General features: G+C 38.4%; 13 protein-coding genes. 9 read left to right on the plus strand and 4 right to left on the minus strand.

The features are described 5' to 3' along the window. Positions 1–12: 12 nt before the first annotated feature. Positions 13–639 (plus strand): GerMN domain-containing protein, encoded by a 627-nt coding sequence (locus QBE53_02595; GenBank protein ID WZL82013.1) that lies wholly within the window; start codon positions 13–15, stop codon positions 637–639. 68 nt (positions 640–707) lie between these two features. After that, entirely contained in the window at positions 708–2,822 is a 2,115-nt protein-coding gene (locus QBE53_02600; protein WZL82014.1) for an EAL domain-containing protein, read from the plus strand. Between the two features lie 8 nt (positions 2,823–2,830). On the opposite strand, the gene QBE53_02605 is transcribed toward QBE53_02600, so the two are convergent. Together QBE53_02605 and QBE53_02610 are read right to left on the minus strand one after the other, a co-directional pair. Further along, the gene (locus QBE53_02605) at positions 2,831–3,364 is read right to left on the minus strand and encodes a permease (GenBank protein ID WZL82015.1); all 534 of its coding nucleotides are present in this window, start codon (positions 3,362–3,364) and stop codon (positions 2,831–2,833) included. Further along, complete coding sequence (locus QBE53_02610) at positions 3,364–3,840, minus strand: permease (protein ID WZL82016.1); 477 nt, start codon at positions 3,838–3,840, stop codon at positions 3,364–3,366. The genes QBE53_02605 and QBE53_02610 overlap by 1 nt, the downstream gene beginning before the upstream one ends. A 71-nt stretch (positions 3,841–3,911) precedes the next feature. Here QBE53_02610 and QBE53_02615 point away from each other — a divergent pair, with 71 nt between their 5' ends. Then, a complete protein-coding gene (locus QBE53_02615; protein WZL82017.1) occupies positions 3,912–4,550 on the plus strand; it encodes a hypothetical protein in 639 nt (212 codons plus the stop codon). Between the two features lie 223 nt (positions 4,551–4,773). On the opposite strand, the gene putP is transcribed toward QBE53_02615, so the two are convergent. Next, positions 4,774–6,240, minus strand: coding sequence for a sodium/proline symporter PutP (gene putP, locus QBE53_02620; protein ID WZL82018.1), 1,467 nt, complete (start codon positions 6,238–6,240; stop codon positions 4,774–4,776). Between the two features lie 152 nt (positions 6,241–6,392). On the opposite strand from putP, the gene QBE53_02625 reads away from it, so the two are divergent. From QBE53_02625 to QBE53_02650, 6 genes are all read left to right on the plus strand, one after another. After that, complete coding sequence (locus QBE53_02625; GenBank protein ID WZL82019.1) at positions 6,393–7,115, plus strand: ABC transporter ATP-binding protein; 723 nt, start codon at positions 6,393–6,395, stop codon at positions 7,113–7,115. Then, positions 7,112–9,469 (plus strand): FtsX-like permease family protein, encoded by a 2,358-nt coding sequence (locus tag QBE53_02630; GenBank protein WZL82020.1) that lies wholly within the window; start codon positions 7,112–7,114, stop codon positions 9,467–9,469. Before QBE53_02625 ends, QBE53_02630 begins: the two co-directional genes overlap by 4 nt. Beyond that, complete coding sequence (locus QBE53_02635; GenBank protein WZL82021.1) at positions 9,469–10,848, plus strand: HlyD family efflux transporter periplasmic adaptor subunit; 1,380 nt, start codon at positions 9,469–9,471, stop codon at positions 10,846–10,848. Before QBE53_02630 ends, QBE53_02635 begins: the two co-directional genes overlap by 1 nt. Before the next feature lie 138 nt (positions 10,849–10,986). Then, positions 10,987–11,715, plus strand: a complete 729-nt coding sequence (locus QBE53_02640; GenBank protein WZL83255.1) for an amino acid ABC transporter substrate-binding protein — start codon at positions 10,987–10,989, stop codon at positions 11,713–11,715. A 42-nt stretch (positions 11,716–11,757) separates the two neighbouring features. Then, positions 11,758–12,408: an amino acid ABC transporter permease gene (locus tag QBE53_02645; protein WZL82022.1), complete on the plus strand. Its 651-nt coding sequence runs from the start codon at positions 11,758–11,760 to the stop codon at positions 12,406–12,408. Positions 12,409–12,420: 12 nt separating this feature from the next. Beyond that, positions 12,421–13,155: an amino acid ABC transporter ATP-binding protein gene (locus tag QBE53_02650; protein ID WZL82023.1), complete on the plus strand. Its 735-nt coding sequence runs from the start codon at positions 12,421–12,423 to the stop codon at positions 13,153–13,155. Here QBE53_02650 and QBE53_02655 read toward each other — a convergent pair. Continuing rightward, the gene (locus QBE53_02655; protein ID WZL82024.1) at positions 13,133–14,299 is read right to left on the minus strand and encodes an MFS transporter; all 1,167 of its coding nucleotides are present in this window, start codon (positions 14,297–14,299) and stop codon (positions 13,133–13,135) included. The genes QBE53_02650 and QBE53_02655 overlap by 23 nt on opposite strands. Positions 14,300–14,313: the final 14 nt, after the last annotated feature.

The raw sequence follows: 14,313 nt of genomic DNA on the forward strand, positions 1-14,313 counted from the left end.
AGGAGGACTAATATGTTTACTATAGATAAGAAAAAAATCATATATACTATAATTATGAGTGTACTGCTTTTAAGCTTTTTGAGTGGATGCAAACCCAAAGAAGAGATACCAGATGATGGAAAAGATAATGAGGTTGTTACAGACGCGACAGATAATAATCAGACAGATGAAGAGGCGTCAGATGATCAAGGGGATGTAGATGTAGATGAAGAGCCGGACACAGATACACCGGATAATGAAGAGACAGATAAAGTGCTTGAACTGATGGTCTATTATGGTGACGAAAATGCAGAGCATATTATTTCTAAACCAATAGAGGTTGAAAGTATTTCACCAGAGGTTATTACAGAGCAATTGATTGCAGTTAAAGTGCTCCCAGAAGGCGTGGAAGTCATAAAATTTGAGGAGCAAAAAGAAAATGGCGCATATGCGCTTCATATTGATTTTTCAGAAGCTTTTCAAACCCAGATTTTTCAGATGGGAACAGCTGGCGAATACATAATGATTAACAGTGTTGTTAATACGTTTTTAGATGCATATGATGCGGACAAAGTACGTATTACGGTAGAAGGCATGGTTTTAGAAAGTGGTCATGCGATTTATGATGACTACTTATTTTTCCAATCGCAAGACGAATAGGAGGAAACGAGGAAGCGGGTAATAGATAGAGATTTGCATTTAAGCAATGTTTGAATGAGGGTGATTCAATGCGAAAATCAAAAAATCTAGAAGGAATAAATGAACAATTGCAAAAGATCGATAAGGAATACAAAGAATTTGTCGATTTTAGAAAAACGATTCAGCCAAAAAGGGAAGCGATTCGTTTTTCTTTTATTTATCTATTGGTTGGATGCTTTTGGATTTTATTTTCAGACCAATTAGCTTTAGCCTTTTCTCCAACACAAGAATTTTTTCAACGGGTTCAGTTATTTAAGGGCTGGTTCTATGTGGTTCTAACCGGTGTGTTATTCGGGAGCATTATCTTTAAACGGATGCGCCTATTTGAGCTTGCCATCACAGAGTTGGTAAAAGAATATGAGATGCTTAGCCTGGCTGATGAAGAGCTTCTATCGATGGATGAGGCAATTCAAGCCCAATACAAAGAAATCGAACAGCAAAAAAATGCCCTTTTGGTTAGTGATGAACGGTATCAATTGGCAGTTGAGGGGGCTAATGACGGAATTTGGGAATGGGATATTGAAAAAGATCGTTTTTTTATTTCACCCAAAGTGTCTGAGATTTTGGGAATTGAAGACCAAGATATTGAAAATGCCTTTGAACCTTGGTTAGAACGTGTTCATCCCCAAGAGTGGGAGCAGGTAAAAGAGCGGATGGCTAAATATTTAGAAAGTCAATCAGGGATATATGAAGATACCTATCGAATACGTAATAGTGAAGGGGACTATATATGGATATTAAGTCACGGTAAGGCAATATGGAATCATATAGGTAAGCCAATCCGTGTGGCAGGTTCATATACAAATGTTACTGAGCAAATGCAGAATCAGGAAAAATTGCATCAGTTAGCTTTTTATGACCAGCTGACAGGATTACCCAATCGTTCTATGCTTATTGAACGTATTGAGCAAGAAATCCAAAAAGATACTTATCAAGAACAAAAAATCGGTTTTTTATATTTGGATATTGATGATTTCAAACAGATTAATGATACGATTGGACATGACTTTGGCGATGAATTTATTTGTAAAATCGCACGGTTTTTAGAAGATGAAGTTAATGAAAATGCCATGGTAGCTCGCCTAGGTGGAGATGAGTTTGGTATCGCTTTTTTTCGACTTCAAGATAAGCGTGAGGTCGAAACGGTGGCTCAAAGGCTTCTTGAAAGAATTAAACAACCATGGATACTTCAAAATAATGAGTTTTATGTTGGCGTCAGTATAGGGATAACCTATTATCCGGAATTTGGAGTGAATGCTTCAGCATTATTACAAAATAGTGATATTGCAATGTTTGTCGTAAAAGAAAATGGAAAAGATGGGTATAGGATCTATGACCCTAAGATGCATCAGCGAACATGGAATTATATTAAGATGAATAGCCAATTGCGAACGGCAATTGAAAATAATGAATTTTCGCTGTATTACCAACCACAAGTTGATCTAAAAACCCATAAGGTCATCGGTGTTGAAGCGTTGATTCGATGGAATCATCCTCAAAATGGCTTTATACCTCCGATGAAATTTATCCCTTTTGCTGAAGAAACGGGGCAAATTTATGCCATCGGTGAATGGGTCGTTAATACAGCATGCGCAAAGAGATTATATTGGGAACAACATGGATTGGGAACAATGAAAATGTCGATTAATATTTCAAGCAAGCGTTTAGCTCAAGATGATGTGGTCGACAAGATTAAGCATGAAATCGCAACCCACAAAATCAAGGGGAATTGTATTGAACTTGAGATAACTGAGACAGCCATTATGGACAATATAGAGCGAGCGATTGAGGTTATACATGAACTCAAGGCGTTAGGTGTTACCATTGCATTAGATGATTTTGGAACGGGGTATTCTTCCCTAACCTATCTCCAAAGACTCCCTATTGATGTGTTAAAAGTTGATCGCATGTTTATTAAAGATATTATGCGTGAAAAAGAGGTTGGACATATCTTTAAATTTATAACACAACTTGCCCATGAATTAGGTTTAAAAATTGTTGCTGAAGGGGTAGAGACAAAAGAACAGCTTGAATTTTTAAAAGACAATGGATGTGATATTATTCAAGGCTATTATTATAGTAAGCCTGTGCCAAGTGATGCGATTGAAAAGGTTATTGAGCAAATCAATAACCTCGATAGATGAGTCGACGTTTAGATTGTATTTAAACGAAGGAGTATAGCTTTTTTCTCATGAGGCTGAAGAGCTTTTTCAATAAGCACAGATCCAATAAAATACATTACAAGCATTGAGCTGACGTGAATTAATGTAAAATGAACGCCAAGAGATGTCATCTCAAAGAGTAAGAGAGGGATTTTTGCGGATGTCCATGTTCCAAGGAAAAAAAGAACATAGGCAAAACGTGCCCCTTTTTTTAATAAGATAGCGGCAACAGGAAAAGCAGCATACAAAGGTCCGGCAGCCAGAGCGCCAAGTAAGAAGGCGAAAAACAGACCGACCAAACCAGAAGAGTCACCCATATAGCGTATCATCGTTTCTTTTGGAACCCACACGTCAAGTAGCCCAATGAGTATGAAAATAGGGGGAATAACGCCTAACATCGTAAGTATATTGTCAAAAGCAATGCCAAGAGCATTTGTGGCCAGGGATAGGTTAATCAATGCCATAAAAAGTATAATCATCAAAAAAACAAGGGAAAATCGATACGTTTTAATAAAAGACTTCATTATAATATCACTCCAATCAAAAAAGCAAAAATAAATGAGGCAACAAGTGCGAAAATATTTCGAAGTAGTGTAAACTTTCGACCAAAGTATTTAACTTCAATGGATAATGTAGAAATACCAACGGCCATGAGTGTAGCAATAAAAACGGCAACTTGTGGATAAGCAGCACCATTATTGAGTAGGTTTTGACCCAGTGGAAAGGCAACAAAGCTGGGCATCATTGCAATAGAACCTAGGGTTGCACCAGCAAATATACCCAGTAGACCTGAACTTTCTCCGAGTAAGCGACTGATAATTTCGGGAGAGACGAGGGTTAATGCAATACCAACAAAAAGAACCATGGGAACAATAGCCGGAATGAGTTTGAGAAAAGAGTTCCATGCTTTTTTTAGTGCTTTTTGAGTTTTTGCACGATCCTTAAAAAATGATATAATAAGTAATAGAACAGCAGAACTATAAAAAATTGTTGTAGTCATAATAATATTCCTCCTTTAGGATATTATTATATTTGCATAATCAAATATTGTCAAGAGAATAGGAGGCTTTTATGTTTTTAGGAATTCCTTGGGTAGAATGGGTCGGATATTTGGCATCAACATTAGTTTTGGTTTCATTATTAATGGGATCGATTATTAAACTGCGTTGGATTAATTTAATCGGTTCGAGCGTTTTTTCGGTGTACGGTTTTTTGATTGGAGCACTTCCAGTTGGATTTATGAATTTATTTATTGCAGGAATAAATATTTATTACCTGATTAAAATCTATCGACTGAAAGAGTATTTTCAATTAATGCCGGTTGAAAAAGAGACGACATATTTAGAGTATTTTTTGAAGTTTCATGCAAAGGGGATTGAGAGATATTCCGATGGTTACTCCAAAGAAGGTGTGCCTATCGATGTCGGTTTTTTTGTCTTAAGAAACATGGTTCCAGCTGGGATTTTCTTAGCATCCCATTATTCGGAGCAAACCCTTAAAGTGAATCTGGATTTTGTTATTCCTGAATATCGGGACTTTAAGATTGGACAGTTTATTTTTCGGGATAAAAAATCGTATTTTCATGAGAAGGGATATACGAAACTGATTTGCTTTGCATCGAATGAAAAGCATGTGGAGTATTTGGAGAAGATGGGTTTTACAAAGGATACAACACAAGAGCAAACGCGCTATTTGCTCGAACTAAAATAAAAAAGGAGGCTGTTGCACTAATTTTTAGTTAGTGTGCAAGCTTTATTTATAAAAGGTACGAACAATAGTTCAAATATAGAGATAGTCCCTCTGCCCTTAGACACTTACGTGAAGTCGGGCAGAGGGACTACCTTTATATTTCTGCTTTTCAGAATGCATATAAAAAGTATGCAACACCGAAAGAACTTTTGAAAGGTGTCCGTTTTCTCATAGACGATAATCTTTAATTCATCAAGGTAATATGTTCAAATTCTTTTTCAATCATGGATGTAGGTTTTTTGGTTAGTAGGCTAACGAGTATAATTGCAACGGTTGCCACAATAAATCCAGGAACAATCTCATACAGAGGATGATGGGCGAATTTCCATAAAACGGTTGTTAATCCACCAAAGATAAGACCGGCAAAAGCTCCCCATTTGTTCATACGTTTCCAATATAATGAAAAGAGGATAACCGGACCAAAAGTTGCGCCAAATCCTGCCCAAGCATAAGAGACAAGCCCCATAACTGAATTTTCGGGATTAAGGGCAATCATATATGCAATAATAGCAACAATGACGACAGTGCAACGACTAACCCAAAGCAACTCTTTATCGGAGGCATTTTTACGGAAAAGGACTTTGTAAAAATCTTCCGAAATCGATGATGCCGTAACCAAAAGTTGAGAGTCAGCAGTACTCATAACAGCGGCAAGGATAGCCGCGAGTAATAGCCCGGCCACTACCGGATGAAATAATGTAGCGATAAGCTCCATAAAGACAGTCTCAGAGTTTGCAAGCGTTGTTGCAAAATATGCGCGTCCAACAATACCTACAAGGACGGAAGCACCAAGAGAGAGAAAAACCCATATCATGGCAATACGTCGGGACTGCTTGATGGCATTGGCGTCACGGATTCCCATAAAACGGACAAGGATATGGGGTTGTCCAAAATAACCAAGCCCCCAAGCTAATAGAGAAATGACACCAATGGCGGTCACAGGGTTACCGGATGCATCAATAAAAAAACTGAGCATGTTGGGGTCAATAGCCTGGATTTGACTTATCGTTGGGGAAAACCCTCCAAGATGAATAATGGCGATTGTTGGGACGATAAGAATAGCAATAAACATCAGTAATCCTTGGAAAAAATCAGTCCAACATACAGCCATAAACCCTCCGAGGAAGGTATATGAGATGACAATGACTGCTCCAATCGTTAAGGCAGCATAATAATTGAAGCCAAAGACGGATTCAAATAATGTGGCGCTTGCGACGAAACCGGAGGCGGTGTAGATTAGGAAAAAGACAAGAATAATTGTAGCAGCAATGATTCGAAGCACTTTCGAAGTATCTTTAAATCGATGTTCAAGATAGTCTGGAATAGTTAATGCGTCACCGGAATGTTCTGTGTATTGACGTAATCGTTTGGCGACAAATTTCCAGTTCAAATAGGTACCGATAAGTAAGCCGATGGCAATCCAACTAGCTTCAAATCCACTAAGATAGGCGGCGCCTGGAAGCCCTAAGAGTAACCACCCGCTCATGTCAGAAGCTTGAGCACTTAGCGCAGTAACCCAGCTGTTAAGATTACGTCCGCCTAAAATATAATCCGATAAGTCTTTTGACTTCGTGTAATAGTAAATACCAATACTTAACATAAAAATAAAATACAAAATAAAGGTGATATATGTTCCAATGCTAACTGTCATGCTGTTCCTCCTATAAGGTAGTGTAGTAAAGTGCTAAACACATTATACAAGAAGATGCACTATAATGCAAAAAAAAATAGCGAAGGCTATAATGTTACGATGTGATGTGATAAAATATAATATATGCTAAGGTCAAGAGGAGAAGGAGTGGTATGTCCGTGAAAGAAAGAGGCCAAAAGATTTTAGAGGTCAAAGACTTGAAAAAAGAGTACCAGATGGGTGAAGTTAAGGTACATGCACTGCGAGGGGTCAATCTTGAATTATATGATGGCGAGTTTGTAGTTATACTTGGACCGAGTGGTTCGGGTAAAAGTACTATCCTTAATATAGTAGGCGGTATTGATACACCCACAAGCGGAAGTGTCAACTATAAAGGTAAAGAAATAGGAGAACTATCTGAGAAGGCACTAACCAAATATCGTAGAGAAGCGATTGGATTTATTTTTCAATTCTATAATCTTGTTCCAAATTTGACAGCGAGAGAAAATATTATGCTGGCTTCAGAGCTTTCTGAAGATGCTCTTGATATTAATAAGTTGCTAGAAGAGATTGAGCTTGCTGATCGTTCAGATCACTTCCCTTCCCAACTATCGGGTGGACAGCAACAGCGTGTGGCTATTGCTAGAGCGGTTGCCAAAAATCCGGATATTCTACTTTGCGACGAACCTACAGGAGCGTTAGACGTGACGACGGGAATCGGGGCACTTAAGGTGCTCAAATCGTTTAATGAGACGTATAAAAAGACGGTTGCCATAATTACCCATAATCGATCTATTGGTGATATGGCAGATCGTGTCTTTTACGTTAAGGATGGTCTTATTGAAAAGGTGGTGGAAAATCCACATCCGATGAAACCGGAGGAGGTTAACTGGTGATACTTCTAAAAAAAGCAATTCGTTCAATGCTTCATCATAAAAAAGCATATCTGTCATGTATATTATTAATGGCACTTGGTGTTTGGACATATGCCACGATGAACTCTGCGTTGCTTGAAGTTGAAAAAGGAAAGAACCGATATTACGCCCAACAGCGGTTAGGAGATGCGTTTGCAACAGTGACCCAAATTCCTAAAACAGCGTTAGACGCCCTCGAGTCGATTGAAGGTATAAAGCAGGTAGACGGGCGTATTGTAGGGACTTTTCGCGTGCTTATGCCAAATAATCAGACGGATGTTATTCGCCTAAAAGGAATATCAACTGTCGTCGGGAAAAATAATGAACGCTTAAATGCCTATGTTCAAGAAGGTAATGATTTGCGTGAGCGACGCGACATTTTAATTGGACATGATTTTTATCAAGCCTATGGATATGTACCGGGAGATTCAATTACATTAGTGATGAACCAGGCGGAGCATAGCTTTACAGTTCAAGGTTCAATCTATTCGCCGGAATATGTATACATTGTTGAAAATATCAATGAACTTTTCTCAGATACCACCAAATATAATATTGCATACTTTGATGAAGAGATGATGATGTCTATTCTAGATATGGAAGGCGTATATAATGATCTCTCCTTTTTATTTGATGAAGGCGTCACTTATGATGATGTCAAAGACGAACTACGCGATGCCCTTGAAAAATATGGGCTCATTCAATTATATGAAAAAGATGATTTGTTCAGCTATTTGATGATGGAAGAAGAAATCTCTGGTGGACGTTCAATGTCGACTACACTGCCGATGACTTTTATTGCTATGGCAGCCGTCGTTTTATATTTAATGCTTAAACGAATTATTGAGCAAGACCGAACACAGATAGGTACACTAAAAGCATTTGGATATTCCAATCGAACGATTTTGTTTCATTATATCTTCTATGGTTTAGTTACAGGTTTTTTGGGAATGCTTGTGGGCGTAGGGACAAGCCTATTAAGTATTGGACCCTATATTCAGTTTTATCTTGAATATTATAAAGTGCCGATGGAAAATGTAGTGACAGATTATATATATTATTATGTAGGAAGTGTGATGGCTGTTGTTGGTGGTGTTATAGGTGCGTACTTTGGTGCGAAAAAAATGGTGCATTTAAAACCAGTTGATGCCATGCGTCCGCCGGCGCCTAAACCTGTCAAAAGTGATATTACACAAGTGATTCCTTTTCTTCGTTGGATTTTAAATAGTCGTGGCTTTATGGCAGTACGCAATATTGCAAGAAATAAAGTTCGATCTAGTTTTGTTGTGATTGGAATTATGTTTTCGTATAGTATGATGGCAATGATTGGCATGATGAATACCCTGATGGACTCCATGTTCTATAATCAATTTACACATGTAATGAAGTATGATGCTTCTATTGTTCTAGAAGAACCTGTGGATTATAATGCCGGTGTCGCATCGGCTATGGAGATTGAGGGAATTGATTATGCAGAGGGAGTGTTAGACTTACCTGTCCTACTTAAAAATGGGTATAAGCAGACAGGGACAAAAATCATTGGTATTCGACAAGGAAACTACCTATATAAAGCATACGATGACTTTCGCAGAATAAACTTACCCATCACACGTGAAGGGATGATCCTTGGAAGTATTTTGGCCAATACACTGGATGTAGATGTGGGGGACTTGGTGGTTATCTCAGGACCACAGTTTTCAGATGATATAGAAGTGCCCATTGTCGATATCGTCAATCAAAATATCGGGTCGAGTGCATACATGGATTTAACATTGTTGTCGGAGTTGATGGGACAAAAAGAACAAGTCAACACACTGATTTTTAATACAGATGCGATGGATAGTATACGTGAGACACTTCTATATAGCGAAGAAGTTCAAAAAATAGAGGATAAGGCAAAGACGCTTGAACTCTATGAATCACTACTAGGATCCTATGATTTTCTTCTTGTCGTTATGCAGATTGTAGCCATCACCATTGGATTTACAATCATCTATAATACAGCAGTGATCTCTATGTCAGAGCGTAGTCGAGAATATGCAACATTAAGGGTATTAGGACTACATATCAAGGAAGTCAAGGAAATCATGAGTTTTGAATATTGGATGCTATGCTTTATTGGTATTTTACTAGGTATTCCTTTTACAAAACTGTTAAATTATGGATTGGTCAACTCAATTAATGTGGATGCATTCTCATGGCCAACAACGATATCGATGGACGCCTATATTATTGGGGGGATAGGTTGCGTAATAGCCGTTGCCATTGCAAATTTTACTTCAGTAAAATCCATAAAAAAACTAGACCTGGTTGAAGTCTTAAAGGAGAGAGAATAATGAAGAAAAAAGTAAAAATCATTGGAATTCTTATTGTTGTTTTGTTAGGGGTAGCTTATGGAATTTATGCGTATTTTCAGCCGATGGCTATAGAAGCTAAAGTAATAGAACCGAGAGAGTCAGAGATATATTTTTTAGAAACAGGTGTTGTTGTCAATAAACAACAGCAATATATCTACCCATCTGTTACAGGAGAGATTGATGAGATTATGGTTGAAGAAGGGATGCATGTTAAACAGGGCGATGTCTTAATGACCTTCGACACAACAGCAGTAGAACAAGAACGTCTAGCCCAGCAAATCATGCTAGCTGGCTACGAAGCCCAGATGGCCAATGCAGAAGTTGAGATACAGATGCAGATGGATACATTACGCGGAACGCGTCAAAACTTAGTGGGTCAGATTAACTCATTGACAGCACAGATGAACACAAAGGAGCAAAAAGAACTTGAAGACTTGCTAGTAAATCAAAGCCAATCGCAGTATGAACAAAGTATAGAGGATCTTAAAAAGCATCAGCAGCTTTATGAAGAAGGATATATTTCACAAAGTGAATTGGAAGCATTTGAAGATGTTGTGGAAGGTTATGAAGCGGCTTATAAAGAAGCGAAGGCGGCTAATCAGTCTTCGGATGATTACTATACAAGTATGCGTAACGCCCTTTATGGACAAATCGATAGCATTGATCAAACCCTTGGCAGAGATATGCTTACACCAACAAAAAAGTACTATCAGTCTATGATTGACAGTACCAAGACAACCCTTGAAACAATCACTACACAGCTGGAAAAGCATACAATTAAAGCACCTTTTGATGGGGTGATTAGTGAGGTTATGATTGAAGATGTTAACCGAGTGCAAGGGATGGACTACTTGTTTTTAATTCTTGGAGAAGCGGATAATCATGTTGAAGTAACGGTTAACACACGTGATATAGAGTCTATTCATGTAGGGGACCAAGTGCGTCTTAAGCACCATCTACGCTCAGGGGATGTAGAGATTAACGCAACGATTGCATATATAGGTGATAGTGCGACGGTTGAACGTTCACCTTTAGGTATTGAGGAGAGAAAAGTTCTTGTCAAAGTTCATCCGGAAGCCAATAATTACCTAAAATCAGGTTTTGAAGTGGATGTCAAATTTATTTTGTTTAGCGAGGGTAACCAGCTGATTGTACCCATGAGTTCAATTTATCAAGTGGGAGACAAAGATATGGTGATGGTTATTCGTGATGGTATCGCCGTTGAACAAGAAGTCGTTCTAGGGTATGAACTTACTGGAGAGCAAATTGTTACCCAAGGACTCCGTGAAAAAGATGTAGTCATTACGGATTTAGATGCCAAAGGCTTAAAACCAGGAATCCGTGTAAAAAAATCTTAAAATCTATTTTACTTTATCTTGCTAATGTGGTATCATAGCCGAGTGAAGAGAGAATGGTTGATGACCATAAAACATTAAAAGATAAAGTGAGGTAAAAACATGAAAAAAATAGGTGGGTTAATTAGTGTATTAATTTTAATGGTAGTACTTGTTACAGGTTGTGGAGAAAAAGAGGCAGATACCTTTACTGTTGGGTTTGATCAGAACTTTCCACCGATGGGATTTGTTGGTGATGATGGAGAGTTTACAGGCTTTGACTTGGAATTAGCAGCAGAGGTTGCAACGCGATTGGATAGAGAACTTGTTTTGCAACCAATCTCATGGGATGCTAAAGATATGGAGCTTAAGTCAGAGAATATAGACTGTGTATGGAATGGATTTACCATTAATGGACGTGAAGAGTTATATACATGGACAGATCCCTATATGGAAAATGCCCAAGTGTTTGTTGTAAGAAACGATTCAGGAATCAAAAGCATGGCTGATCTAAAAGACAAAACAGTGGTTGTCCAAAAAGATTCAAGTGCGGAAAAAGCAATTCAAGACAATACCTTATTGCTTGAAACATTTGGCGAACTTATTAAAGCAGCAGATTATAACATGGCTTTAATGGATTTAGAATCCGGTGCAGTCGATGCTGTTGCCATGGATGAAATTGTTGCAAGATATCAATTAGGAAAAAGAGAAGGCGTATTTGAAGTGATGGATGAAGACATCTCGGCTGAAGAATACGGAGTAGGATTTTTGTTAGGCAATGAAAGTTTACGTGATGACGTTCAAGAACAGCTTGTTGCTATGGCAAAAGATGGAACACTAAAAACAATATCTGAAAAATGGTTTGGAAGTGACGTTACAACCATTAAATAATGGTTGAACTTCAGATACTAGTTTCAAGATAAGGAGAACGCTGTGAATTTATATGTATTATTGTCCGAGCTCGGACGTGGAATGCTAATATCAATTGAGATATTCGTATTAACTTTGATTATTTCGTTACCATTAGGTTTAGTGATTGCCTTTGGACGGATGGCAAAACAACCTGTTCTACGAATTTTCTTTAAAATATATATATCGATTATGCGTGGGACACCACTTATGCTTCAGTTGATGGTTGTATACTTTGGACCCTATTATTTGTTTGGTATCTCCTTATCAAGAGACTATAGGTTTTGGGCTGTAATTATTGGTTTTGGATTAAACTATGCAGCATACTTTGCGGAGATATACAGAGGAGGAATCGAGTCCATGCCCATTGGACAATATGAAGCGGCGAAGCTTCTTGGCTACGGCAAGGCGCAGACTTTCTTTCGTATTATCCTTCCACAAGTGATTAAGCGTATCATCCCTGCAATTACTAATGAGGTGATTACCTTGGTCAAGGATACATCCCTTGCCTTTGTCATCTCAGTAACAGAGATGTTTACAGTGGCAAAAGCTATCGCATCGGCCCAGGCGAATATGATGCCCTATGTGGCAGCAGGAATTTTCTACTATATCTTTAATTTTGTCGTAGCGACAACAATGGAAAAAATCGAAAAGAAATTAAGCTACTATCGATAGGAGGTTGACAAAATGATTTTACTTGAAATGAAGAATATAAAAAAGCAGTTTGGTGACCTTCGTGTTATTCAAGATATTTCTTTGACCGTAAATGAAGGAGAAGTTGTTGCAATTATCGGTCCATCGGGATCTGGAAAGTCAACGTTATTACGATGTGCGACATTACTGGAAACGGTGGATGATGGAACGATTACTTATCTTGGTGAGCAGGTTGATTATTCGAACCAGGAAAAGCTAAGAAGCATTCATCAATATTTTGGACTTGTGTTTCAGAACTTTAACCTATTTCCACATTTTTCGGTATTAAAAAATGTAGTGGACCCTTTGATTCATGTACAAAAAATAGAAAAAACAAAAGCCCATGCAATTGCTGGGCAAGTTCTTGATAAGATGGGCTTAAAAGATAAGGAAGATGCATATCCGTATCAATTATCAGGAGGTCAGCAACAACGTGTAAGTATCTCAAGAGCACTGGCGCTAAATCCCAAAATTCTTTTTTTTGATGAGCCAACCTCAGCACTTGACCCAGAACTTACAGGTGAAGTGTTGCGTGTTATTAAGGATTTGGCCAAAGACAAGATGACCATGGTAATTGTAACCCATGAAATGAATTTTGCAAAAGAAGTCGCCGATCGGATTATCTTTATGGATGAAGGCGTTATTGTGGAAGAGGGAACTCCCGAAGAAGTCTTTGAAAATACCAAAGCGGTTCGAACCAAAGCGTTTATTCGTCAAGTTGGGCAATAATAAAAATGGACATTAGTCCAACTCCACCTGTAAAGATGAATCCAGTAACAAGACCAAAGGTATCGCCTATAAAACCTAAGAGAACAGGTCCTAAAACCATACCGATACCATAGATAGCCTGAAATAGGCCCATGGCACTGGCACGATGATCTCTAGCTACATTTTGGATGCCGAGCCCCATAAGTAGAGGAAAGACCATGCTTCGCCCGATTCCGCTGATAAACTGGGCAATGTATAGCCCGGTGAGCGTAGGAATAAAAGGCATAAGAATACATAAAAAAGCACTGATGAGAGAACCAATCGTGAGTGTTTTTTTTATGCCCCAAAGTCGAGGAAACAAATCGCCGGCTAGGCGAGATATAAAAATCGCCGGAATAATAGCGAGAATGGTTAAAAAGCTTAGTTGAAGATTAACAGCACCCATTTTTTTGGCAAGTACCGGAACAAAGCCAAAAGCAGAAGCGAAGGTGATAAGTTGAGAAAGAATGGCTAAGCTAGACACACGTACAAGTGTTGGATTTTTAGCAACATCAAGATAATCCTTCAAGTGAAAAGCACGCTTTGTATGATTAACTTCAGTAATGAATAAGGCAATCAAAAAACCAATACATGCTCCAATAAGTGCAAGTAAGAACAAGTATCTTGGACCAAAACGCCAGGAGATAAATCCACCGATGATCATGGAAATCATTTGTCCCAAGGCATTATAGGAATTAATATATCCTACAGATTTTGTGGCTTCCTTTTCGTGAAAATAGCTGGAAAAAAGTACAGTGAACACCACCCATGTTGCAGCGGAGACACCAGCAAGTAGTCGTGTGATAAGTAAGCTCATGGCACTAGGATGGATAAAGGTGATAAGTGAGCTTATGATAGCGACAAGTAATCCCAAGAGGATAAAGGGCTTACGGCGCCCCAATAGGTCAGAAAAAATGCCCAAAGGAATACGCAGCAAAAGTTGGGTTAAACCATAAGAACCGGTAATGATTCCGATAAACTTATAGGAAGCACCGAGTGCGTCGGCGTAGGTGGATAACTCCGGCACATATGCATAGAGAGAAAACCAAAAAAAACCGGTTGATAAGGCGAAGATGGTAATCATAGTTTGCGAAGATTTTGTGTGTGGGGTTGTCGATGAATGCATGTGTCCTTTCCTCC

The organism is Vallitaleaceae bacterium 9-2 (genome assembly GCA_038396585.1).
Taxonomy (GTDB): domain Bacteria; phylum Bacillota; class Clostridia; order Lachnospirales; family Vallitaleaceae; genus UBA1351.